The 23,542-nt window shown below is 70.8% G+C and carries 20 protein-coding genes and 2 pseudogenes; 12 read left to right on the top strand and 10 right to left on the bottom strand.

The window, feature by feature from the left end; all coding sequences use genetic code 11:
- Positions 1–24: 24 nt before the first annotated feature.
- The gene (locus tag ACFP2V_RS25910; protein WP_381217213.1) at positions 25–2,004 is read left to right on the top strand and encodes an oxidoreductase; all 1,980 of its coding nucleotides are present in this window, start codon (positions 25–27) and stop codon (positions 2,002–2,004) included.
- 266 nt (positions 2,005–2,270) lie between these two features.
- Here the strand turns inward: ACFP2V_RS25910 and ACFP2V_RS25905 are convergent.
- The 4 genes from ACFP2V_RS25905 to mhpD all read right to left on the bottom strand — a co-directional run bounded on the left by ACFP2V_RS25905 (position 2,271) and on the right by mhpD (position 6,561).
- A protein-coding gene (locus ACFP2V_RS25905) for an IS3 family transposase (protein WP_381217211.1) occupies positions 2,271–3,480 on the bottom strand; the annotation gives its coding sequence in 2 pieces (ribosomal slippage) (positions 2,271–3,210 and positions 3,209–3,480; 1,212 coding nt in all).
- 284 nt (positions 3,481–3,764) lie between these two features.
- The gene (dmpG, locus tag ACFP2V_RS25900; RefSeq protein ID WP_381217208.1) at positions 3,765–4,799 is read right to left on the bottom strand and encodes a 4-hydroxy-2-oxovalerate aldolase; all 1,035 of its coding nucleotides are present in this window, start codon (positions 4,797–4,799) and stop codon (positions 3,765–3,767) included.
- Positions 4,796–5,743: an acetaldehyde dehydrogenase (acetylating) gene (locus ACFP2V_RS25895; RefSeq protein ID WP_381217205.1), complete on the bottom strand. Its 948-nt coding sequence runs from the start codon at positions 5,741–5,743 to the stop codon at positions 4,796–4,798. Before ACFP2V_RS25895 ends, dmpG begins: the two co-directional genes overlap by 4 nt.
- Entirely contained in the window at positions 5,740–6,561 is an 822-nt protein-coding gene (mhpD, locus tag ACFP2V_RS25890; protein ID WP_381217202.1) for a 2-keto-4-pentenoate hydratase, read from the bottom strand. The genes ACFP2V_RS25895 and mhpD overlap by 4 nt, the downstream gene beginning before the upstream one ends.
- Positions 6,562–6,756: 195 nt before the next feature.
- Here mhpD and ACFP2V_RS25885 point away from each other — a divergent pair, with 195 nt between their 5' ends.
- Positions 6,757–7,503, top strand: a complete 747-nt coding sequence (locus ACFP2V_RS25885; protein ID WP_381217199.1) for an IclR family transcriptional regulator — start codon at positions 6,757–6,759, stop codon at positions 7,501–7,503.
- 111 nt (positions 7,504–7,614) lie between these two features.
- Here ACFP2V_RS25885 and ACFP2V_RS25880 read toward each other — a convergent pair whose 3' ends face one another.
- The 4 genes from ACFP2V_RS25880 to ACFP2V_RS25865 form a co-directional block, all read right to left on the bottom strand.
- Positions 7,615–8,787: an acyl-CoA dehydrogenase family protein gene (locus tag ACFP2V_RS25880; protein WP_381217196.1), complete on the bottom strand. Its 1,173-nt coding sequence runs from the start codon at positions 8,785–8,787 to the stop codon at positions 7,615–7,617.
- 19 nt (positions 8,788–8,806) lie between these two features.
- The gene (locus ACFP2V_RS25875; RefSeq protein WP_381217193.1) at positions 8,807–9,646 is read right to left on the bottom strand and encodes an alpha/beta fold hydrolase; all 840 of its coding nucleotides are present in this window, start codon (positions 9,644–9,646) and stop codon (positions 8,807–8,809) included.
- A 70-nt stretch (positions 9,647–9,716) separates the two neighbouring features.
- A complete protein-coding gene (locus tag ACFP2V_RS25870) occupies positions 9,717–11,120 on the bottom strand; it encodes an MmgE/PrpD family protein (protein WP_381217190.1) in 1,404 nt (467 codons plus the stop codon).
- 371 nt (positions 11,121–11,491) lie between these two features.
- Entirely contained in the window at positions 11,492–12,259 is a 768-nt protein-coding gene (locus ACFP2V_RS25865) for an IclR family transcriptional regulator (protein ID WP_381217187.1), read from the bottom strand.
- 250 nt (positions 12,260–12,509) lie between these two features.
- Here ACFP2V_RS25865 and ACFP2V_RS25860 point away from each other — a divergent pair, with 250 nt between their 5' ends.
- The 10 genes from ACFP2V_RS25860 to ACFP2V_RS25815 all read left to right on the top strand — a co-directional run bounded on the left by ACFP2V_RS25860 (position 12,510) and on the right by ACFP2V_RS25815 (position 22,573).
- Entirely contained in the window at positions 12,510–13,481 is a 972-nt protein-coding gene (locus ACFP2V_RS25860; RefSeq protein ID WP_381217184.1) for an ABC transporter substrate-binding protein, read from the top strand.
- Positions 13,478–14,278, top strand: a complete 801-nt coding sequence (locus ACFP2V_RS25855) for an ABC transporter permease (RefSeq protein ID WP_055626763.1) — start codon at positions 13,478–13,480, stop codon at positions 14,276–14,278. Before ACFP2V_RS25860 ends, ACFP2V_RS25855 begins: the two co-directional genes overlap by 4 nt.
- Complete coding sequence (locus tag ACFP2V_RS25850; protein WP_055626764.1) at positions 14,275–15,063, top strand: ABC transporter permease; 789 nt, start codon at positions 14,275–14,277, stop codon at positions 15,061–15,063. Before ACFP2V_RS25855 ends, ACFP2V_RS25850 begins: the two co-directional genes overlap by 4 nt.
- Positions 15,060–15,866: an ABC transporter ATP-binding protein gene (locus tag ACFP2V_RS25845; protein WP_381217180.1), complete on the top strand. Its 807-nt coding sequence runs from the start codon at positions 15,060–15,062 to the stop codon at positions 15,864–15,866. Before ACFP2V_RS25850 ends, ACFP2V_RS25845 begins: the two co-directional genes overlap by 4 nt.
- Positions 15,859–17,058: a flavin reductase family protein gene (locus ACFP2V_RS25840; RefSeq protein WP_381217177.1), complete on the top strand. Its 1,200-nt coding sequence runs from the start codon at positions 15,859–15,861 to the stop codon at positions 17,056–17,058. Before ACFP2V_RS25845 ends, ACFP2V_RS25840 begins: the two co-directional genes overlap by 8 nt.
- Before the next feature lie 37 nt (positions 17,059–17,095).
- Positions 17,096–17,974: a VOC family protein gene (locus ACFP2V_RS25835; protein WP_381217173.1), complete on the top strand. Its 879-nt coding sequence runs from the start codon at positions 17,096–17,098 to the stop codon at positions 17,972–17,974.
- 48 nt (positions 17,975–18,022) lie between these two features.
- Positions 18,023–19,189 carry an acyl-CoA dehydrogenase family protein gene (locus ACFP2V_RS25830; RefSeq protein ID WP_381217170.1) on the top strand — a complete coding sequence of 389 codons (1,167 nt, stop codon included), beginning with the start codon at positions 18,023–18,025 and terminating at the stop codon, positions 19,187–19,189.
- Entirely contained in the window at positions 19,189–20,079 is an 891-nt protein-coding gene (locus ACFP2V_RS25825) for an alpha/beta fold hydrolase (protein ID WP_381217167.1), read from the top strand. The genes ACFP2V_RS25830 and ACFP2V_RS25825 overlap by 1 nt, the downstream gene beginning before the upstream one ends.
- Positions 20,080–20,116: 37 nt before the next feature.
- Positions 20,117–20,977: an alpha/beta fold hydrolase gene (locus tag ACFP2V_RS25820; protein WP_381217164.1), complete on the top strand. Its 861-nt coding sequence runs from the start codon at positions 20,117–20,119 to the stop codon at positions 20,975–20,977.
- 132 nt (positions 20,978–21,109) lie between these two features.
- Positions 21,110–22,573, top strand: a complete 1,464-nt coding sequence (locus ACFP2V_RS25815; protein ID WP_381217161.1) for a 4-hydroxyphenylacetate 3-hydroxylase family protein — start codon at positions 21,110–21,112, stop codon at positions 22,571–22,573.
- Positions 22,574–22,728: 155 nt separating this feature from the next.
- Here ACFP2V_RS25815 and ACFP2V_RS25810 read toward each other — a convergent pair.
- A pseudogene (locus tag ACFP2V_RS25810) lies at positions 22,729–22,905 on the bottom strand (SDR family NAD(P)-dependent oxidoreductase); the annotation flags it as partial.
- 136 nt (positions 22,906–23,041) lie between these two features.
- Positions 23,042–23,227, bottom strand: a pseudogene (locus ACFP2V_RS25805) (tyrosine-type recombinase/integrase); the annotation flags it as partial.
- Between the last annotated feature and the right edge of the window lie 315 nt (positions 23,228–23,542).

The raw sequence follows: 23,542 nt of genomic DNA, 5'->3' as shown, positions 1-23,542 counted from the left end.
TGACCTACCAATTGGGAGACGCTGATGAGCAGCGGTGAGTTCGCAACGCTTCTGAGCCCCTTCGCCATCGGTGGCAAGACGGTCCGCAACCGGATCATGCTCACCACCCACAACCCGAAGATGAGCGAGGAGCGTTACCTGCAGTACCTGGAGACCCGGGTCGCGGGCGGGGTCGGGATGGTCGGCATACCGGTCCTGAACGAGACCATCTCGACCCTGGCCTATGTCACGCCCGGCCAGCTCGACGGGATCTCCGCCCGGGACCTGGACGGCACCGCCGACCCCGAGACCGAGGAGGGCAGGGAGTTCTTCGACTCCCTCCTCCTGCCGCCGCTGCGGGCCCGCGCCGAGATCGCGCACCGACACGGGGCGCTGGTCTTCGGCCAGGTGGCCAACCGCGGCTCCATCCGGCTGCCCGAGACCTTCCAGGCGATGGTCTCGCCCAGCGGCATACCGGACCCGCACGTGCGGGCCCAGCCGCGCGAGATGACCACCGGCGAAGTGGAGCGGGTGGTGCGGCTGTTCGCCCGGTCCGCCTCGCGCATCCAGCGGGGCGGGCTCGACGGCGTCGAGGTGCACGCCACCCACGGCTACCTGGTCGAGCAGTTCCTCTCGCCGTCCACCAACCGTCGCACGGACCGCTACGGCGGCTCACTGGACAACCGGATGCGCTTCCTGACCGAGGTGCTCGAGGCGATCCGCGAGGAGTGCGGAGCGGACTTCCCCATCGGGATGCGCATCAGCGGCCTTCAGGCCCACCCCGGCGGGCTGACCACGGACGACATCGCGGCCGTCGTCAAGACCGTGGAGTCCTCCCTGGCCTACGTCAACATCACGGCCGGGACGATCGGCGCCCTGCACGACGGCGTGGTGCTCCCCTACGTCGCCTCCAGCCACTACGAGCCCGGCTTCAACGCGGACGCCGCGGCCACCGTCCGGGAGGCGGTCTCCGTGCCGGTGATCCTCACAGGCCGGATGAACGACCCCGCGCTGATGGAGGACGTGCTCCGCAGCGGTGTCGCGGACCTGGTGGGCACCACCCGCGCCCTGATCGCCGACCCGGAGTTCGTGAAAAAGACCGCGGCCGGGCGGGCGGACCGCATCCACAAGTGCATCGGGATCAACGAATGCCACTACCCCGACCGGGTCTCCTCCTGCCCGGTGAACCCGTGGGCGGGCCGGGAGCGCGAGCTGGACGTGCCTGCTCCCACCCGGCGCAAGCGGGTCCTGGTGGTGGGCGGTGGCCCCGCCGGCCTGATGTGCGCCCGCACGGCGGCGAGCCGGGGCCACTCGGTGGTGCTGGCGGAGAAGAAGGAGACGCTGGGCGGCAAGATCACCCTGCTCTCCCGTGACCCGCACCGCCGCGAGATGGCCTCGCTGATCGACGACCTCACCCGGGAGGTGGCGGAGGCCGGGGTGGAGGTGCGGCTCGGTTTCGAGGTGACCCTCGAGTCCGTGGCCGAGATCGCGCCGGACACGGTGGTCGTCGCCACCGGCGCACTCCCTGCCCTCCCGGACCTCCCCGGCCTGGAGGAAACCCGCGCCTACACCGCCCTGGACATCCTCGACACGGACCTCACGGAGCTGGGTGAGAACGTGCTGGTCGTCGGCGGCCTCAACGACCACCTCGCGCCGCTGGCCGCCGCCGACCTGCTGGCCGGCCACGGCAAGAAGGTCGTGCTGCTGTCGGAGTGCATCCTGCCCGGTCAGGCCGCCGAGCCGTCGATCCTGCACCTGCTGACGAAGCGGCTGCTGGAGAAGCACGTACGGATCGAGGCGCTCACCCAGCTGGTGAAGGGGGGAGCACGCCCGCAGGTGCGCAACGTCTTCTCCGGGGAGACCTCCGACATCGGCGCCTTCGACTCGGTGGTGTTCGCCACCGGCGCCGAGCCGGTCGACTTCCCCGAGACCGACGGCGAGTTCTACCGCATCGGCGACTGCCTGGCGCCGCGACGGCTGGTGCATGCCACGCTCGACGGCGCCCGTATCGGCTCCCGTCTCTGAGGGGGCGCCGGAAGGCGGGCAGGGGCCTGGCGATCCCTGCCCGCCTTCCGGCGCCAGCCGGATCAGCCCTCCGTGAGATGTCTTGGTGATGGCGACGCTGCCGGCGTCAGGCTCGAAGCTCTCCGTAGGGCGTTGGAGGTGGGGGGCGTCGGCTCGACCGGTGCTTCTCGGCCAGAATCTTCAGCATCGACGTCTCCATGACCCACCGGAGACGGCCCAGGCGGAACTGAGCTGCCCCGAGTTTCGTGGAGTCCGCGATCGTGTGATCAAGCGGTCTGCGGGACTTGCTCCTGTCTCGTCCAGTACGCCTGTTCGTACTCGTCGGGGGGCACGTAGCCGAGGGCGGAGTGGAGCCGTTCACCGTTGTACCACGCGACCCACTGGAAGACGGCCCGCTCGACCTCGTCGAAGTCCCGCCACGGACCCTGATGGTCGATCAATTCGGCCTTGAACGTGCCGTTCAGGGCCTCGGCCATCGCATTGTCGTACGAGTCCGCGACGGAGCCGACCGACGCCGAGGCGCCGACCTCGGCGAGACGCTCCGTATACCGAATGGACACGTATTGCCCGCGGTCGCTGTGATGAATGAGGTCGGCGTCTTTCTTGATCTTCTGCCGCCACAGCGCCATCTCCAGCGCGTCTAGCGGCAGGTCCGTACGCATGTGATTCGCGACCTGCCGGCCCACGATCCGGCGGGAGTACGCGTCCAGGACGAAGGCGACGTAGACCCAGCCCGACCATGTGCGGATGTAGGTCAGGTCGGCCAGCCACAGCTGGTTCGGCCGCTCGGCGGCGAACCGGCGGTTGACCAGGTCCGGCGGGCGCGGGGCGGCCGGCTCGTGGATCGTGGTGCGGCGGCGCTGTCCGCGGATGAAGCCCTCGATGCCGACCTGGCGCATCAGCCGCTCGACGGTGCACCGCGCGACACGGTGCCCCGCGCGGGCCAGTGCGCGGGTGACGCGGCGGGCGTCGTAGGTGCGGCCGGAGTCCTCCCACACCGCTGTGACCAGCGGAATCAGCTCCTCGTCCCGCAGGCGGCGGGCCGACTTCGGCCGCGTCTTACAGGCGAAGTACGTCGACGGGGACAGGTCCAGCACCCGGCAGACGGGATCGACCCCGAGGCCCTTGTCGCGCAGATGGTCGATCACTCCCCCAGAGGGGGCACCCCCAGCTCGGCCTCGTCCGGGGACGGTCGATCTCCTGGGCAAAAAACACGCTGGCGGCCTTGAGGATCTCGTTGGCCCGCCTCAACTCGGCGTTCTCCTTGCGGAGTTCCTTCAGCTCGTCGCGTTCAGCACTGGTGAGGCGGTCGTCGCGCTCGCCGGCGTCGGCCTCGGCCTGGCGGACCCAGGACCGCAGAGCCTCCTTGTGGATGCCGAGCTCGCGGGCGACGTGGGCAACCGGGCGTCCCGTCGAGCGGACCTCGCGGACGGCACGCTCGCGGAGTTCATCGGGGTATTTACGGGGTGCTGGCACTGCTCGTGGTTCTCCTTACGCCTGGAAGGCGTAACCCAGGCGTAAGGAGAACCACGAAGATCAGTGCAGCTCAAAGAAGCGGGCTCAACCAACCGACGCCCCAAACGCTGGCTGTCAGCGGTTCGCCCTGGTCTGCAAAGCCGGGATCGCGGCGATCTTGGCCGCGTCAAGGTGGTTCCAGAGGATCCCCAACTGGCTTCAAGCCGCTTGACAGGCGACAGGAGCATCGGCGGTGGGACCGGCCCCGCCAGGTGCCAACGGGGCCCGGCACCGGTCGCTCCTGGTCAGCCGACGGGGCGAGACGCCGCGAGGTCGAGGGCGATGTCGGTGATCATGTCCTCCTGGCCGCCGACCATCCCCCGGCGCCCGACCTCCACCAGGATCGCGCGGGTGTCGAGGCCGTAACGGTGGGCGGCGGCCTCGGCATGGCGCAGGAAGCTGGAGTAGACGCCGGCGTAGCCGAGGGTGAGGGTCTCCCGGTCGACACGGACCTCGCGGTCCTGCAGGGGGCGGACGAGGTCATCGGCGGCGTCCATCAGCGGGAACAGGTCGCAGCCGTGGCCCCAGCCCATCAGGTCGGCGACGGCGATGAACGCCTCCAGCGGGCAGTTGCCTGCCCCGGCACCTTGCCCGGCCAGGGAGGCGTCGACGCGGGTGACGCCGTTCTCGACGGCCACGACCGAGTTGGCCACGCCCAGGCCGAGGTTGTGGTGGGCGTGGATGCCCAGCCCGGTCGCCGGGTCGAGGACGTCGCGGTAGGCGCGGACGCGGACGCGGACGCCGTCCATGGTGAGCCGTCCGCCGGAGTCGGTGACGTACACCGCGTGGGCGCCGTAGGACTCCATCAGCTTGGCCTGGCGGGCCAGTTCGGCGGGCTCGGCCATGTGGGACATCATCAGGAATCCGGCCACGTCCATGCCCAGCTCGCGGGCGGCGGCGATGTGCTGCGCGGAGATGTCGGCCTCGGTGCAGTGAGTGGCCACGCGCACCGAGCGGATGCCGAGGGAGTGGGCCTGCTTCAGGTCGTGCAGGGTCCCGATGCCGGGCAGCAGGAGGGTGGTGGGCACCGCGTGGGTCACAGCGTCGCAGACGGCCTCGATCCACTCCCAGTCGGTGTGGGCGCCGACGCCGTAGGTGATGCTGGAGCCGGACAGGCCGTCGCCGTGGGCGATCTCGACCGCGGCGACGCCGGAGGCGTCCAGGGTGGCGGCGATGGTGCGGGCCTGGTCGACGGTGTAGCGGTGGCGGACGGCGTGCATGCCGTCCCGCAGGGTGACGTCCTGCACGTACAGGGAGGGCTTCTTGGGGGGCTTGGTCATCGGGATGCCACCTCCGGGGTGCGGTGTGCGGCCATGCGTTCGGCGGTGCGCAGGGCGGCCGAGGTCATGATGTCGAGGTTTCCGGCGTAGGCGGGCAGGTAGTGGGCGGCGCCCTCCACTTCGAGGAAGACGGACACCTTCGCGGCCCGGCCGGACCGGGAGCCGGCCGGAAGCAGGGAGCGCAGCGGGTCGTCGTCGGCGACGCGGTCGAACTGGACCTTCTGCTTGAGGCGGTAACCGGGGACGTAGGCTTGGACGCGGGCGGCCATCTCCTCCACCGAGGCGGCCACCGCGGCGTCGTCGCAGTCGCCGACCAGGCAGTGCACGGTGTCCCGCATGATCAGCGGGGGCTCGGCCGGGTTGAGGACGATGATGGCCTTGCCCCGGGCGGCGCCGCCGACCTTCTCGATGGCGGCGGAGGTGGTCTCGGTGAACTCGTCGATGTTGGCCCGGGTGCCGGGACCTGCCGAACGCGAGGAGATCGAGGCGACGATCTCCCCGTAATGCACCGGCGTCACGGCGGCGACGGCGGCGACCACGGGGATGGTGGCCTGGCCACCGCAGGTGACCATGTTGACGTTGGGTGCGTCGAGGTGGGCGTCACCGTTGACCGGTGGCACGACGTACGGGCCGAGCGCGGCGGGGGTGAGATCCACGACGGTACGGCCCAGCGAGCGCAGTACCTCGTCGTGGCGGCGGTGCGCGCCGGCGGAGGTGGCGTCGAAGACGGTCGACACCTCGGCGAACTCGTCCATCTTCACCAGGCCGTCCACACCCTCGTGGGTGGTGGCGACCTTCAGCCGGCGTGCACGGGCCAGGCCGTCGGAGCCGGGGTCGATACCGGCCATGGCGGCGATCTCCAGGGAGTCGGAGAGCCGCAGGATCTTGATCATGAGGTCGGTTCCGATGTTGCCCGACCCGATGACGGCGACCTTCGTGGTCATGCTCCCGCTCCTTCCGCGGTGGCGGACGCGAACACGGCTCCGACCGTGCCGAGTCCTTCGATGTGCGCCGAGAACTCGTCGCCCTCGGTAGCGACCGCCATGGGTCCGAGTGCGCCGGTCAGGACGATGTCTCCGGCGCGCAGCGGGTCGCCCAGGCCGGCGAGAGCGGAGGCGAGCCAGAGGGCGGCGGTGAGCGGGCTGCCCAGGCAGTCGGCGCCGGTGCCCCGCGAGACCGTCTCGCCGTTCTTCGTCAGCGTCATTCGCACGCCGCGCAGGTCGACGCGGTCGAGCGGCACGGGAGTGCCGCCGAGGACGAACAGGCCGCAGGAGGCGTTGTCGGCGATGGTGTCGACGATGGTGATGTCCCAGCCGGCGATACGGCTGTCGACGATTTCCAGCGCAGGCAGGGCGAAAGCGGTGGCCCGCAGCAGGTCGGCGACGGTCGGGTCCCGGTGCGGCAGATCCGCGCCCAGTACCAGGGCGACCTCGGCCTCGACCTTCGGCTGCAGCAGCCGGCCGGCCGCGATCGGCTCTCCCTCGGGCACCGCCATGTCGGCGAACAGCGCGCCGAAGTCGGGCCGGTCGACGCCGAGCTGACGCTGGACGGCGGGTGACGTCAGACCGATCTTGCGGCCCACCGGTCGGCGGCCCTCGGCGACGGCTCGGTCGACGTACAGGCGCTGCACGGCGTAGGCGGCCTCGACGTCCGCCTCGGGCAGGAGCGAGCGGACCGGCGGGCAGGGCACGCCCGTGCGGGCGGCCTCGTCCAGGACGGCCGCCGCCTCGGTCACGGTACCGGCGGACCCGGGGGCGCTCATGTGTGCCTCCTGTCCTGGTGGGTGAGAGTGCGGTGCGGAACGGGCATGCGAGCTACCTCCGAGAAGGGACGGACGTGGTGGTGAAGGGTTCGCCGGACGGGACGCGGGTGTCGCGTTCGCGCACCACAGGTATAGGCGTGCGGATCGAGCCGTGGCAAAATTCGTTCCATGTCACGGAACAGCGCGCAAGGAAACATGCTTGACAAGGCGGTTCTCCTCCTCAATTGCTTCAATCCGGATCGGGAAGTGTTCCGTCTGACGGAATTCTCTGCTCGTACCGGCCTCCCCAAGTCCACCGTGTACCGCCTCTGTGCCGACCTGGTGCGCCTCGGACTGCTCGAACGCGACGCCGAGACCTACCGGCTCGGCGGCAAGCTCTTCGAACTGGGGTCGCTGGTACCGCGTCGGCACGACCTCCGGGAGACTGCGCTGCCCTTCCTCCAGGACCTCTTCGAGGCCACGCGTGAGACCGTCCACCTCGGAGTGCGGGAAGGACACGACGTGATCTACGTCGAGCGCATTCACGGTCACGACGCCCTGTCGCTGCCTTCCCGCATCGGCGGACGGCTCCCCTTGACGTGCACCGGGGTGGGCAAGGCCCTGCTGGCGTTCTCCGGGACCGAGCTGACCGAGGAGGTACTGGCGGAGCCGTTGCCCCGGCTGACCCCCCACTCGATCACCGACCCGGCACGACTGCGTACCGCCGTCGAACAGATCCAGGTGTCCGGCCTCGCCTACGAGGAGCAGGAGGCAGCCCTGGGCGTGAACTGCATAGCCTCGCCCGTCTTCGACGGCCCAACGGCGGTGGCCGCCCTGTCGGTGGCCGTGCCCCGCGCCCGCTTCCACCCCGCCCAGCTGGCCCCCGCCGTGCGGACGGCCGCCCTCGGGCTGTCCCGGGTCCTGCGTTCGGGCAGGGACGCGGCGTCCGCCACCCGGTCCTGAGCCGTGACCGGGCCGCGTGCTCACGCCCGCCACCGGCTGCGCGGACTCCCCGCGGCGCTGCCGCGGGCGGCTTCGTCGTCCCGGGCGGCAGGGCCGGGTCCTGCGGGTTACTCAGAAGAGCACCGACGCCGGCAGCGGGTGTCCGTAGGTGTTCAGACCGTAGGCCTGGTAGATCGGGTCGGCGTTGTTGCTGGCGTGGTTCATCGCGGCGTGGAGGTCGCGCCAGCACCGCTGCAGCGTGGAGTCGCTGCGCAGCGCCGTACCGCCGGCGTGCAGGAACAGCTCGTCGACGACATTGACCGCGCGACGGGCGATGCGGACCTGGTTGCGGCGGACCCTCAGCCGTTCCTCGGGCGAGAACCGCTCGTCGCGCCGCGCCTGCTCCCACATCCGCTCGATGTCGTCGAAGAGCTGGACCTCACCGGCCTCCAGGTCGGAGATCGCCCGGCCTAGCACGGCGAGCTGGTGCGGGTCGTTGGCGGTCTTCACCCCGCGTGCGGTGACCCGGCCCCGCATCGAGGCGATGAACGCCGCAAGGGCGCCCTGCGCCATCGCGACCGTGGCGGTGGTGATGCCCGCGGTGAACATCGGGTGGAACGGCATCCGGTACAGCGGCGAGTCTCCGCGGCCGACCTTGTGGGCCAGGCCGCCGTCCTCCATCGGGACCGGGTCGAGGATCCGGTGCTCCGGGATGAATTTGTCCTCGATCACGATGTCCTTGCTGCCGGTGCCGCGCAGCCCGACGACGTCCCAGGAGTCCTGGACGATCTCGTAGTCCTTCCGGGGAAGGACGAAGTGGCGCAGTCCGCCCGGGACCGGCTTGCCGTCCTCATCCACGATCAGGCCGCCGAGGATGATCCACCGGCAGTGGTCGGTGCCCGAGGAGAACGGCCAGCAGCCGCTGAACCGGAACCCGCCCTCGACCGGGGTCGCGCGCCCCAGCGGGGCGTACGGCGAGGCGATCCAGGTGTCCGGGTCCTCTCCCCAGATCTCCTTCTGCAGGGCGATGTCCATCTGGGCCACCTCGAAGGCGTGGACGCCGACCACGCCGGCCACCCAGCCCGCGGAGGAGGAGTGGACGCCGATGTCACGCAGGGTGCGGAAGAAGTCGACCGGACCGGCCTCGTGGCCGCCGAACTCGGCCGGCTGGAGCATCCGGATGACGCCGCTGGAACGGAGCACCTCAGCGGCCCTGTCGGTCAGCCGGCCCAGCTCGTCGCTGGGCGCGGCCTCGGCGGCGATCTCCTCGGCGCGGGCCAGGATCCGCTCGTGTACCTCGTGCATGGCAGAAGCCCTTTCTTCCTCAGTTGTGGAGAAGGAAGTCGGTGACAGTGCGGTTGAACTCGTCGGCGTGCTCGAGCTGGGCCCAGTGGCCGCAGCCGGCCAGCAGCACCATCCGGGAGCGGGGCACCAGCGAGACCAGCTTCAGCGAGCTCTCGTAGTGCACGACCCGGTCGTCACGGCCGTGGAAGAACAGTGACGGTGCGGTGATGCCAGCGATCTGGGCGTGGGTGGCCATGTGCGGGCGCGGCCGGCCGATCCCGTCGGCGAAGTTGGCGAGGTGGTCCGGACGCTCGGCCGCGGCCCGGTGGCGCTGGCGGACCAGTTCCTCCGAGGCGTGCGCCGGGTCGAAGGTCATCACGTCGACCAGGTCACGGAAGTTCTCCTCGGTGGGCTCGCGGTAGGTCCGCTGCAGCACCTTCACGCCCTCACTCGGCCCGCCTCCGGGCACGAAGAGGTGGGCGCCGCCGACCCCGGCGCCCATGGTGACCAGGTGGCTGGTCCGCTCCTGATGGGTCGCGGCGACCATGACCGAGGTGGCGCCGCCCATCGAGTTGCCAATGAACGCCGCCTTCTCTATCTCCAGCGCGTCGAGGAACTCCAGCGCGGTCGCGGCGTGGTCCCGGTTGTCGTAACCGACCGGGTCGGACTTGCCCCAGCCGGGCATGTCGACGGCCAGGCAGCGGAACCGCTTGCCCAACTCGCGGATGTTCGCCGCGAAGTTGCTCCAGCCGGTCGCGCCGGGGCCGGAGCCGTGCAGCAGGACGAGCGGGTGCCCCTCGCCGTACTCGTGGTAGTGGACGCGCCCGCTCGGCAATTCCACGAAGCGGCTGGTCGCTTCCTCGGTGAAGGTGTCGGTCATGATCGGATTTCTCCTGGTGTCGGGTACGGCGCGACGCGCGTCGCGGCCGAAGGGGAGGCCGGAGGCCGGGTCAGCCACGTGCGAACGGGCCGGCGAGGAGTGTCTGCAGGTCCTGCGGTTCGTCGGCGTCCGGGACGGTGTGGAGCGCGTCGAACCAGGACTCGTTCGCGGGTCCCCGTCCCACGCACTGGTGGAACTTGGCCGCCAGCTCGGCGTGCGAGAGCGGCCGGTGCGAGTCGCCGCGGGAGTGGTGGACATCGCGGACCAGGAGCCGGCCGTCATCCGTGTGCAGCCGGACGACGGTGTGGCCCGGCTCCTCGGCCGGCGGCCGCTCGGTGAGTTCGATCCGGTCCATCAGCTCGGCGACGCCCTGCCGCTCCAGGGCCTCGTCGGTGAAGTCGCTGAGCAGTACGTCCCCGGTCAGCAGGGCGACGGCGAGGGTGTATTCCAGGGAGAACTTGGCCTCGAGTCCGTTGCCCGGAGCGGTGTCCCGCAGTGGCCGGGTGCCACCGTGTTCGAGGGTCACCGCGATCCGCGAGATCCTGTCGACGTCGGCGCCCAGTTCCTCGCGCAGGGAGAGTCCCGCGTCGATCGCGCGCTGGGTGGCGAAGCAGGAGGGGTAGGCCTTGATCGCGTAGTCGTCGACCCAGCCGGTCGCCCAGTGTTCCAGCCGCTCGCCCAGGACCGCCGTGCGCTGTGGGTCGTGGTCGCCGAAGAGGTCGAGGAAGCCGCCGCGCGCCTCCAGCTGGGCGGGGTTGGCGGTGAAGCCGCGACCGGCCAGCCCTACGGCCATCACGGCGTCCCGGGCTGCCAGGCCGGCGTGCATCGGCTTGGTCATCGTGCCGAAGTTCGCCAGGCTTCCGGCCGCCTGGGATGCGGCGATGCCCAGGGCATGGGCGGTCACACCGCCGTCCAGGTCGAGCAGTCGGCAGGCTGCGGCGGTGGCGGCCAGTCGTCCGGTGGTGGAGGTGTTGTGCCAGCCCCGGCCGTAGTGGACGGCGTGCGGGAGTGCCTCGGAGACCGCGCGGAAGACGGCGGAGCCGACGCTGTAGGCGGCGTCGAGTTCGGCTCCGGTCACCGGACGGCGGGCGGCGAGCGCGAAGAGTGTCGGCAGCAGGACGGCGGCGGGGTGCATCGCCATCGAGGGAGCGGCGTCGTCCCAGTCCAGGGCGTGCGCGGCGGTGCCGTTGACCAGGGCGGCGTCGGCAGGCCCGAGCCTGATCGAGGAGCCCCACACGGCTGCCGTCCCGGCCGGCGCGACGGCGTCGGAGGGTGCCTGGTCCTCGACCCAGTCGCGCACCAGCACGGCCGCCGGGGTGGTGAGTCCGGCGACGGCGACCCCGACGGTGTCGACCGTCAGGCCGCGCAGGGCAGCGCGGGTGACGGGCTCGGTGCGGCGGTCCCGTCCGCAGACGAAGTCGACCAGTTGCGCGGTCGCGCCGACCTGCTGCGGCACGGGGGAGGCGACGCTCACGGCTGTCCTCTCGGTGGTGGGCCTGCGGGCCGCCCGGCGGCCCTCGGTGACCAGTCTCGGAGGACGGGGTGCCAAGCGGTCCGTGGCTCGCATCCAGCGGAAAGCGAGTTGGTGAGCGGGGTGCGACGAGGGGCCCGGCTGCCGGCGAGGCAGGTCACGCGTGCGCGTGCCGGCCGGCCCGGCGCCGGTGCAGCGCATGGCCGGCGCGTCAACGTGCGGGGCCACGACTTCCGGCTCACCGGGCAGCACCTCCGCCGCGGTGCGCCGAGCACTACGGCGTCGGGGCCCGCCGCTCGCGTCGGCGGCTCACCCCGGCTCACCTGCCGAGGAGGCCGTTCGCCCGGGTGGCCTCCGCGGCGGGGGGCGCCCCGTCAGGCGTGCGTCCTGCCGGGCGTGGTGTCCTCGTCGCGGCCGCGCAGGCCGGCGGAGATTTCCCGGGCGGTCATTCGGGCCTGGCGGCCCAGCGACACCGGCGGGTGCTGGCCCCGGCGCCCGCCGATCATCACGCAGGTGCCGACCGTCTGGTCCTCGGCGAAGACGGGAGCGGCCGCCCAGACCAGCGGGGAAGTGTGTTGCGTGCCGGTGGGAGAGTACGCGAAGCCGTTCTGCCGCACCTGGGCGAGCGTCTGCCGCCAGGCGAACTGTTCCTCGCTGCGCAACGGGCGCGACGTCGGCCGGTGGTCCGGGTCCCGTCCCCAGGCCAGGAGGACCAGACCGGCGGGGTGCTCGTCCAGCGTCGGCAACCCGAACTGCTCCCAGACTCGGACGGTACTGCGTCCGGCGATCTTGTCGATGATGTGCAGCCGGTCGCCGTCGCGGGTCACCAGGGCGACCGGCAGCCGCGTACTCGCGTGCAGGTCGACCAGGGCCGGGCGGGCGCAGTCGCGCAGCAGCCGGATGTCCGGGACACCGTGGCCGAGCCGCCACAGGCGCGGGCCGAGCCGGTAGCGGCCGCGGCCGGTCCGCTCGATCGCGCCGTGCTCGGAGAGGGTGGCCAGCATACGGTGCACGGTCGCCGGCGGCAGGTTGGTCACCGCGCAGATGTCGGCGACCGAGCGCTCGGGCTCGCCGCCGGTGAAGCAGCCGAGGATGTCGAAGGCCCTCGCCAGCACGCCGCGCTTGCCGTTGATCCCACTCATCTCGACTCCATCCCGCCTGCGACCGGTATTGCTCGTCGGCCAACCATTTTCAGCCAGAACGTTAGGTGTATACGGAACGTACGCGACGCCCTGCGTTCCGTCGAGGTTTCCTCGAGCGCCGGGTCCAAATTCCGATTGATGAGGGATCGGGCCACTCGAGGGCCCCGTTTTGCGACTGTCGTCATGCCCGCCACAGACGAAACCTCCGAACGAGCCGCACTCCCGGGCACGACAGAAGGACTGGACCCTCATGGCTTCCACTCGTTTTCGCGCTGTCGCCGCGACCGCCGTCGCGGCGCTGGCCTTTTGTACCGCCTGTTCCTCCGACGGCTCCGGCTCGAACGCGTCGGCCGACGGGCCGCTCGATCTCGCCGTCTTCGCCTCGCTCAACGGCGTTCCGGCCTTCGCCGCGGACGAGGAGGGCGTGTTCGAGAAGCACGGCCTGGAGGTCGAGATCAGCACGGCGAAGACGTCCACCGAGATGGTCCCGCAGCTGCTCGGCGGCAAGGTGGACCTCGCTCTGGTCGACATGGCCACCTCGCTGGTCGCCGCCGGTCAGGGCGTCGACCTGGTCTACGTCGCCGCGGCCACCGACGGGGGCATTCCAAAGGGACAGGAGGACTTCAGCTTCGCCAACGTGTGGGTCAAGAAGAACTCCCCGATCAAGTCGCTGGCCGACCTGACCGGCAAGACCGTCGGCGTGCCGCAGATCAAGAGCGCGCCCTGGGTCGACCTGCGCGGATCGGTCGACGAGGCCGGCGGCGACAGCTCCACCATCAAGTTCGTCGAGTCCCCGGACCCGCTGGCCGCCCTGAAGTCCGGCCAGGTCGACGCGACCACCACGCCCGAGCCGGTGGGCACCGTGGAGCGCGCCAAGGGCGAGCTGCACCCGCTCGGCCCGGTGAACTCCGGCGGCGGCGGATCGGCGTACGTCTGGGTCACCACCCGGGCCTTCGCCGACGCCAACAAGGACAAGGTGAAGGCGTTCGCGGAGGCGGTGCGCGAGGGCAACAAGGCCGTCAACGGCGACCGGGACCTGCTGGTGAAGACCGCCGCCGACGTCCTCAAGGCGGACGCCGCGCTGCTGGAGAAGGCGGCCTTCCCCGTCTACTCCGAGAAGCCGCTGACCAAGGACGACATCGAGTTCTCGGTCCAGTACATGGACAAGTACGACATGTTCGAGAAGGCCGCCCCGGACGCAGAGAAGCTGATCCTGCCGTGACCCGTACCACCCTCCGAGCGGCGCCACCCGGCGTCCGGCGCCTGGTCAACAGGCTCCTGGCGATCCTGGTCGCGCTCGTCGTCTGGCATCTGTTCGCCCGCGGACCGGGATCCTCCAGCGGCTTCCCCACGCCGCTGGAGAGCCTGGAGTCCGCGGTCGACCTGGCCGGCACGTCCGTCTACTGGTCGAACATCGCCACCTCGGTCGAGACCGCCCTGCTGGGGCTGGGCCTGGCCCTCCTGATCGGCCTGCCCATCGGTCTGCTGACCGGAGCCAACGAACACGCCCGGCGCAGCACCCAGCTGATCCTGGACTTCGGCCGGACGGTGCCCGCGATCGCGCTGCTGCCGCTGTTCCTGCTGCTGTTCGGCGCGACCCGCAGCCTCGGCCTGATCCTCATCGTGGTGTCCGCGGTCTGGCCGGTCATCATCCAGACCTCGTACGCCGTCGGCGAGATTCCGCCACAGCTGCGGCGGGTGGGGCGGGCCTACCACCTCACCCGGTGGCACCGGCTGCGCTACCTGATCGCCCCGTCGATGCTGCCGTTCGTCTTCGTCGGCCTGCGGATCGCCGCGACGATCTCGCTGCTGATGGCGATCAGCTCGGAGTTCCTCGGTGGCTCCGACGGACTGGGTTACCTGCTGCTGCAGGCGATGCAGATCAACGACACCCACCGAGCGTTCGTCTACTCGTTCACCGCGGCGATCCTCGGCCTGGTGCTCAACCTGATCTTCGTGCTGCTCCAGCGCCGCGTGCTGTGGTGGCACACCTCGGTCCGCAAGGGAGGTGCGGCATGAGCAGGCCGCTGCGCGTCGTCTCCGCCGTCGCACGGGAACTGTGGCTCCCGGTGCTCCTGGTCGCCGCCTGGTGGTGGCTCAGTGCCGGCAACACCTCGATCTACTGGCCCCCGCTCGCCGAGATCACCGACCGCTTCGTCGACCTGTGGTTCTTCGAGCACCTCGTCGAGGACGCGCTGCCCAGCGTGATCCGGCTGGTCACCGGGTTCGGCGTCGGGTTCGCCGTCGCCGTGGTGCTCGGCCTGGTCCTCGGGTCCGTGCCGGCGCTGGAGGACGCGACCCGGCCGCTGGTGGAGTTCATGCGCGCGCTGCCCAGCGTGGCGCTGCTGCCGATCATGATGCTGCTGCTCGGCACCGACGACGACATGAAGGTGATCACCATCGCCTTCGTCTCCACCTGGCCGATCCTGCTGAACACGGTCGAGGGCGTCCGTTCCGTCGACCCGGTGCTGCACCAGGTCGCGGCCGGCTACCGGCTCAGCACCTGGCACCGGATCCGCTACCTCATCGTCCCCGCCGCCATGCCGCAGATCTTCGCCGGCGCCCGGGTGGCGCTGTCGATGTCGGTGGTGGCGATGGTGCTCACCGAGATGGTCGGCAGTCCGGGCGGGCTGGGCTACTTCGTCCTCAACTCGCAGCGCACGTTCGACATCGTCGCGATGTGGACCGGCCTGATCGTCCTCGGCCTGATCGGCTACGCGGCGAACAAGGCGTTCGGCCTCGTCGAGGCCTGGGTGCTGGCCTGGCACCGCGGCTACACCAAGCAGAAGGAGGACCAGCGATGAAGACGCAGACCACCCTGAGCAAGGGCGAGCCGGACGGCGCCGCCGCCTCCGGCCCGATCATGCGGATCCGCGGGCTGGGCCACAGCTACGGCGAACGCCAGGTCCTCGAGGGACTGGACTTCGAGGTCGGCCGCGGCGAGCTGATGTGCATCGTCGGCCCCTCCGGCGTCGGCAAGACCACGCTCTTGGAGTGCCTGACCGGGCTGCGCCGCCCCGGCGAGGGCGAGGTGCTCTTCGACGGCGAGCGGATCGAGGCGCCGCCGCGCGGGCTGGCCATCGTCTTCCAGGACTACAGCCGCTCGCTGATGCCGTGGCTCAGTGTCCTCGACAACGTGGTGCTGCCGCTGCGCTCGGCGGGCCTGGAGAAGGCCGAGCGGGAGAAGACGGCCCGGGAGGCGCTGGCCGAGGTCGGTCTCTCCGACTTCACCGGCCACTACCCCTGGCAGCTGTCCGGCGGTATGCAGCAGCGGGTCGCGATCGCGCGGGCGCTGGCCTACCGGCCGGCCGTCGTGGTGATGGACGAGCCGTTCGCCTCGGTCGACGCTCAGACCCGGGCCGACCTGGAGGACCTGCTGCTGCGGGTGCGCGAGCACCTCGGCATCACGGTGCTCCTGGTCACCCACGACATCGACGAGGCGGTCTATCTCTCCGACCGGGTCCTCGCCCTCGGCGGCAAGCCGGCCGGGATCCGCAGTCTCCTCACCGTCGACCTGCCCGCCCCGCGCGAGCAGGTCTCCACCAAGGCGCTGCCGCGGTTCGCCGAACTGCGCAGCCAGGTCTACAGGCTGATCCGCGATGTCTGAACCGACCACAGGCGCGGCCCTGACCGCGATCGACCCGCACACGTTCCGCGAGGCCCTCGGTCACTACCCCACCGGGGTGGCCCTGATCACCGCGACCCTCGACAGCGGCGAGCACATCGGGATGGTGGTGGGCACCTTCAACTCCGTCTCGCTCGACCCGCCGCTCGTCGCGTTCATGCCGGACCGCAACTCGCGCACCTTCGCCCGGCTGCGGGAGGCGGACACGTTCTGCGTGAACGTGCTCGCCGCCGACCAGGCCGACCTCGTCACCGGCTGGCGCGGTCCGGAGTCGTTCGACGGGGTGCAGTGGCGGCCGGCGCCGTCCGGTGCGCCGATCCTCGAGGAGTCGGTCGCCTGGATCGACTGCTCCTACCACCGGCTCGTCGACGCCGGCGACCACTACATCGTGCTCGGCGAGGTCCGTACGCTGGAGGTGCAGCGTCCGACGTCACCGCTGCTCTTCTTCCAGGGCGGGTTCGGCGGCTTCGCCCCGTCGTCGTTCCTGGTGCCCGCCGACAACGACCTGATCCGGGCCGCCCGGCTCAGCGAGGCGGCGATGGAGCCGTTGGCCGCCCTGGCCGCCGAGGAGTCGGCCGATGTCTCGCTGCTCGCGCTGGTCGGCGACCACGACGTGGTGATCGGTACCGAGCGCGGCTCGGTGACGCCCACCTACTTCGAGATCGGCCTGCGGCTGCCGCACCTGCCGCCCATCGGCGCGGTCCATCTCGACCCCGGGAACGAGGCCGGCCTCGCCCGCTGGCTCGACCGGCTGCCGCGCAAGGACGAGGCGTCGCGCAAGCGCTGCCGGGAGCTCGCGGAGCGGGTCGTCGCCCAGGGTTATTCGCTCTGCCTGGTCGGCCACGCCCCGGACCAGGAGACCTGGCAGGACGTCACCCGCTACATCCACGGCGAGCCGACACCGCGACGCCGACGCCAGGTGCTCAGCATGCACCTGGACCGCCTCGACTACTACGAACCCGACCTCGACCCGGACGGCACCTACGACGTCCGCTCGATCACCGTCGCGGTGCCGATGGCCGGCACTCCGCGACTGGCTATCCGGATGTCCTTCCCTCCGGCCGGTGCCGACGGCAGGACCGTCGCCCGGTGGGGGGCGCAGGTGCGCGAGCGGGCCGCCGAGGTCGCCGACCTGATCCAGATCCGGTTCGGCCAGGATCGTGTGCTGGGCTGAGCCCCCACACGCACAGAGAACGACCGCAAGGAGAGACATGACCACCCGAGTCACCGCCCTGGGTTACCTACAGTTCGCGGCCACCGACCTCGACCACTGGCAGGACTTCGGTCAGCGGGTGCTCGGGCTGATGGCCGACCGCAGAGGTGACGACCGCCTGCTGTTCCGCGTGGACGAGAAGAGCTACCGGCTCGAGGTGCGTCCCGGCGAACGGGGCGGCGTGACCGCGGTCGGCTGGGAGACCAGGGGGCCCGCCGAGCTCGCCGAGCTGGAGGCGCGCCTGGTCGCCGCCGGGTACGAGGTGACCCGGCCGGGCGAGGCGGTGGCCAAGGAGCGGATGGTCTCGGACCTGATCCGGTTCCGCGACCCCGACGACTGCTACGACCACGAGATCTTCTGGGGCCTGAGCACCTCCTCGGCGCGGTTCGCCTCCCCGATCGGCGCGGAGTTCGTCGCCGGGAGCGAGGGCCTGGGGCACGTACTCCAGGTGGTCTCGGACCGTGCCCGTTACGAGTCGCTCTTCCTCGACGTGCTGGGCTTCAGGCTCTCCGACCACATCGACCTCGCCCCGGACCTTGCAGCAACGTTTCTGCACTGCAACCCCCGCCATCACTCCTTCGCCTTCACCCCGAAGGTGGGAAGCCGGCCGCTGGGTGTGGGCCACTTCATGCTCGAGGTCACCGACCTCGACGTGATCGGCCGGGCGATGGAGCACATCGAGGACGAGCCGCACCGGCTGCTGAAGACGTTCGGCCGGCACAGCAACGACCGGATGACCAGCTTCTACCTGCTGACCCCCTCCGACGTGGGGCTCGAGTTCGGCACCGGCGGCATCAAGATCGACGACGAGACCTGGACGCCCACGCGGTACGACACCGCGCACTTCTGGGGCCACCACTCCGTCGATCACCACTGACCTGACTGCCACAACTGACCTGACTGCCACACCAGAGAGGAAGGCGCCATGAACGCCGTGCTTGACCGCGTGATGCGGCACGCCGAGCTGCTGGAGAGCGACGGACCCGTCTCCGAGGAGCTCGGCCGGGTCAGCGACGAGGTCGCTGACGTGCTGCGCGAGTCCGGTGTGATCCGGATGCTCCAGCCCCGTGACTTCGGCGGCTTCGAGTCCCACCCGACCGACTTTTTGCGCACCGCCTACGAGATCGGCCAGCGCAACGGTGCGGCCGGCTGGGTCACCGGCGTGGTGGGTGTGCACCCGCACGAGCTCGCCCAGGGCGACCCGCGGATGCAGCGCGAGATCTGGGGCGAGGACCCCGACACCTGGATCGCCTCGCCGTACGCCCCGATGGGCCGGGCGCGGCCGGTGGAGGGCGGCTACGTCTTCAACGGCCGCTGGCCGTTCTCCTCGGGCACCGACCACTGCCAGTGGGTGATGATCGGCGGCCTGATCACCGACCAGGAGGGCAACGTCACCGACCGGGAGACGATCCACTTCGTCATCCCGCGCAGCGACTACGAGATCCTGCACGAGTCCTGGGACGTCATCGGACTGCGCGGCACGGGCAGCAAGGACATCGTCGTCAAGGACGCCTTCGTGCCGGAGCACCGGCTGATCCGGACCAACCCGGTCACCGACGGCAGCGCCGGGTCGATCGCGGGCCGGGACGCGCCGCTGTACTCGATGCCGCGCAACGTGGTCTTCTCGGGCGCGGTCACCACGGCGACGATCGCGCTGGCCCAGGGCACCCTGGCCGCGTACGTCAAGTGGACCCGGGAACGCAGCAGCCGGTTCGGCTCCGCCAGCCGCGACCCGTTCCAGCTTTCCGTGCTGGCTCCGGCGGCCGCCGACATCGACGCCAGCATCGGCCACGTCCTGCACGACATGGACCGGGCGTTCGACATCGTCTCCTCCGGACGGCTGCTCACTCTGTCCGAGCGTGCCGAGATCCGCCGCAACCAGGTCTCCGCCTCGCACCGCGCGGCCGCGGCCGCCGACGAGATCTTCAAGGTCAGCGGCGGCTCCCAGCTGCACACGAAGAACCCGATGCAGCGCATGTGGCGGGACTGCCAGAGTGCCCTGCACCACGTACAGAACTACGCCGGCCCGCTGTACCAGGCCTACGGCATGAACTACTTCGGCGGCGAGATGCCGGCGGCGGTGAAGGTCTGATGGCGACCGGCACCCACAAGCAGCCCGCCCACGAACCGCTCACCCGGGAGTCCACGTCCCGGTTCGTCACGGTCGACGGCGCCCGCATCCACTACCACGAGGCGGGCACCGGCCCGGAGGTCCTGCTGTGCGTCCACGGCGGGGCGCCCGGGGCCTCGGGCTGGGGCAACTTCGGCACGAATCTCGCCGAGCTGTCCCGGCATGCCCGGGTCCTGGTTGTCGACCTGCCCGGCTACGGCCGGTCCGACTCCATCGAGCTGTCCGGCGGCAAGTACCGGCCCTACGCCGACGTGTTCGCCGCGATGCTCTCCGAGCTGGGCATTGAGCGGGCGAGCGTGGTCGGCCTCGCGACCGGCGGCGCGGTCGCGATCGCGATGGCCCTGCACCACGCCGAACGCGTGGACCGGCTGGTGCTGGTCTCCAGCGCCGGCGGGGTGCCGCTGTTCAGCGCGATGCCCTCCGAAGGCCAGAAGGCGATCCGCTCCTACTACGCGGGCGAGGGCTCGTCGCGGGAGAAGATGCGCGCCTACCTGCGGATGATGATGTTCGACCCCGGGCTGGTCACCGACGAACTCGTCGAGGAGCGGTACCAGGAATCGGTCGCCGGCGGCGAGGAGCGCCGGGCCGGCGCCGAATCGGCGGGTGTGCCGGCCGAGCCGCTGTGGCAGGAGCTGGGCCGGATCAAGGTGCCGACGCTGATCGTCTGGGGCACCGAGAACCGGGTGCAGGGCTTCGACAACGCCCTCTTCCTGCTCAAGCAGATCCCCGACGCCCAGCTGCACCTGTTCAAGCGCACCGGGCTGTGGGTGCCCCACGAGCGGGCCGCGGAGTTCACCCGGCTGGTGCTCGGATTCCTCGCCGAACGTACGGCCGGCCCTGCCGCCGCCTGAACCCGCCCGAGCCGGGCCGAGATCCAAGGAGAAGAAGATGGCGTACACGAGCGTGTGGTCCGACCTGGCGCAGGTCGAGTTCCGGCAGGGGTACCTGGAGACGGGCCCGTACCGGACCCGGTTCCTCCAGTCGGGCAGCCCGGACAAGCCGTTGCTGCTGATGCTGCACGGAATCACCGGACATGCCGAGGCGTACGTGCGGAACCTGGCCGCGCACGCGGAGCACTTCAACTGCTACGCGATCGACTTCATCGGCCACGGCTACTCCACCAAGCCCGAGCACCCGCTGGAGATCCCGCACTACCTCGACCAGGTCAACCGGGTGCTGGACGCGCTGGGGCATGAGAGCGCGTACTTCAGCGGGGAGTCGCTGGGGGGCTGGGTGACCGCGCGGTTCGCGCAGCTGCACCCCGGGCGCACCGAGCGGATCGTGCTCAACACCATGGGGGGCACGATGGCGAACCCCAAGGTGATGGAGCGGCTGCTGACGCTGTCGACGCAGGCTGCCGAGGACCCCTCCTGGGAGCGGGTCAAGGCCCGTCTGGAGTGGCTGATGGCCGACCCGTCGATGGTCACCGACGATCTGATCAGGACCCGGCAGGCGATCTTCGAGCAGCCGGACTGGAAGATGGCCTGCCGGATGAACATGGCGCTGCAGGACCTGGAGACCCGGCGGCGCAACATGCTCGGTGACGACGATCTGCGCGCGATCCGTGCCGAGGCGCTGGTTGTGTGGACGACCAAGGACCCCTCGGGTCCGGTGGACGAGGGACGCCGGATCGCGGACCTGATCCCGCGCGGCCGGCTCGCGGTCATCGAGAACGCCGGCCACTGGCCCCAGTACGAGCAGACCGAGACCTTCAACCGGATCCAGCTCGACTTCCTGCTCGGCCGCTGACCTCCGCTCCCCCGGCCGGGCCGTCGCCGTGACGGCCCAGCCGTCCCCCTGCCCCGGCGTACGGGAGCCGGGCCACCCACCTCGCGTCCGGCTCGGACGCACCCACCAAGCCTCACCGCAAGGAGTGACGACATGGGAATTCGTTCGGGTGCCGCGTATCTGGAGGGTCTGAGGGACGGGCGCAGCCTGTACGTCAACGGTGACCGGGTCGACGACGTCACCGCCCACCCCGCCTTCCAGGGCGTGCTCGCGACGCTCGCCGGACTCTACGACGCCCAGTCGGACCCGGAGTTCGCCGACGTCCTGACGGTGCGGGACGCCGCGACCGGGGAGCAGCACAGCACCACCCTGCTCGAGGCGCGGAACCACGAGGACGTGCTGGCCCGGCAGCGCTGTGACCGGCTCAGGACCGAACTCACCTACGGCATGATGGGTCGGCTCCCCGACTTCATGAACGCCTACCTGCTCGACGTCAGAAGCAGCCTCGAGCACGTCGGCAAGCACGAGGAGGCGGCCCGGATGGGCGACTACCTCGCACGCCTGCGCCGGGAGGACCTCGCGGTGACCCACACCCTGGTGGACCCGCAGAGCGACCGCTCGACGCGGGACGCCCCGCCGGAGGCGGTGCGGATCGTGGAGCGCCGCGAGGACGGCATCGTGGTCCGCGGCGCGCGTCTGCTCTCCACCCTCGCCCCGGTGGCCGACGAGGTCTTCGTCGGTCCGTACGTGCCGCGCAGGCCCGGACAGGAGGACTATGCCCTGGTCTGTACGCTTCCGCTCGACACGCCCGGGCTCAAGATCGTCTGTCGGCAGGCCTACGACCGGGGGGACGGCGTCTTCGACACCCCGCTCAGCAGCCGTTTCGACGAGGGCGACGCGATCCTCGTCTTCGACGACGTCTTCGTTCCCCAAGACCGGGTCGTCGTTGTCGGCGACCTGGACGCCTACAACAACGTGGTGCGCAACGCGGTCGGCTACGGCCCCCTCCAGGGCGCGGCGCGCAGCACCGCCAAACTGAAGTTCCTGGCCGGCCTGGCCACCGTGGCGGCACGGACGACGGGCCGGGCGGCCTCGCCGCGCTACCAGGAGGAACTCGGCGAGGTCATGGGCCTGCTGAACGTCGCCGAGGGCGTCCTCGACGGTGCCGCGCTCGACCTGAGCCGCCGGCTCGGCGAGCGTCGCGACCCCGGGTCGGTGCAGCGCGGCCACGGCTGTCCGGGCGAGGAGTCGCGGGTCGGCATCGCGGCGTTGACGTTCTTCTTCCCGCACGCGATCGCCAAGGCGGTCGAGGTGCTCCGGCTGGTCGCCGGCAGCGGCGCGATCGTGATGACCGAGGGCGAACTACGGCACGAGGAGATCGGTCACCTCGTCGAGAAGTACGTCCACGGCCCGGGGATCAGCGCCGAGCGCCGCCTCCAGGTGATGCGGATGGTCTGGGACATGACCTGCAGCCCGTTCGCCGCCCGCCAGGCACTCTACGAGCGCTACTACACCGGCGACCCGATCGTCGGCAGGGTGCTGTTCTTCAACGCGCCGAAGACCCGCGAGGCGGAGGCCCTCGCCGAGCGCCTGCTGGGAGCCGGGACCCCGAACTGACCCGGACCCCCGGACGGGCGAAAGGCGGCATCCGGCTCTCACGGGCCGATGCCGCGGATTCGTCCCCCGGCAGGCCGCTGCCTCCCGCACCCGGTCGAAGAGTCTGCCATCACGCTCTCGGTCACGCCTGGTTCGCGCCGCATTCCACAGTTCCGGACGTCGGCGGTGTAGTCACGAACCTGGACGCCGTCGGCCGTGAGTTCCGCGACGCGTTGGCCGAGGTGTTCGGCGCTGCGGGACAGCAGCGCGACCTTGTGGCCGGCGGCGCCGAAGCGGCGGGCGCCGGCGAGCCCGAGACCGGGGCCCGCGCCGACGAGAGTGAACGTGGTCACGGTGAGTCCTTGTTGATGAGTGGCGGGCCGGGCGGTGCCCGGCCCCGGTGGTCACGGCGTGAGGAGGGCCTTGAGCGCGCGGCGCTCGTCCATGGCCTGGTAGCCCTCGGCGACCTGGTCCATGATCGAGAAAGTCCTCCACCACGGTCGGTGTCACCGCATTCGGCTTCCGTGATCCGATCACCGGGTTGATCTGCACCTTGAAGTGGCTCGCCAGGTTTTTCGCGGTCGAGTACGCGGTTGTCTGGCGCTGCCGGGGCAACCACATCCGGACGTACTCCTCTATCGTCTGCTGCCCCGGTTCCCGGCGCGCCTCCGCCACCGAAGGAGACGTCTTCTTCCGGTCGGCGTACAGCTCCGTCAGCCTTTCGACCGCCACGTCCTGGGTCCGACACCCGGTTTCCTCTCGCTGTCTTCCCCGAGCGTCACGAAACCGGATGGTGCAGGTGTGCGGGCAACGGCTGGGCCTGGATCAGCCACAGAGCTTGAAGAAGGAGCCCATGCCGCGGGCGAGCCGACGAGCCAAGGAGTGACACCTTCCGGAGGACGAGTGGCCCAGCGGACCTGGTCCTGCTGGCGGACCCCCGTGATCGGCAAGGCGGGGTCTCCCGCTCGCCGCTTGCTGGCCGCTTGCTGA

The sequence above is a fragment of the Streptomyces incanus genome (assembly GCF_042656345.1).
Lineage (GTDB): Bacteria > Actinomycetota > Actinomycetes > Streptomycetales > Streptomycetaceae > Streptomyces > Streptomyces incanus.
The sequence above is the reverse complement of the archived record's forward strand: the minus strand, read 5'-3'. Positions and strand labels throughout refer to the sequence as shown.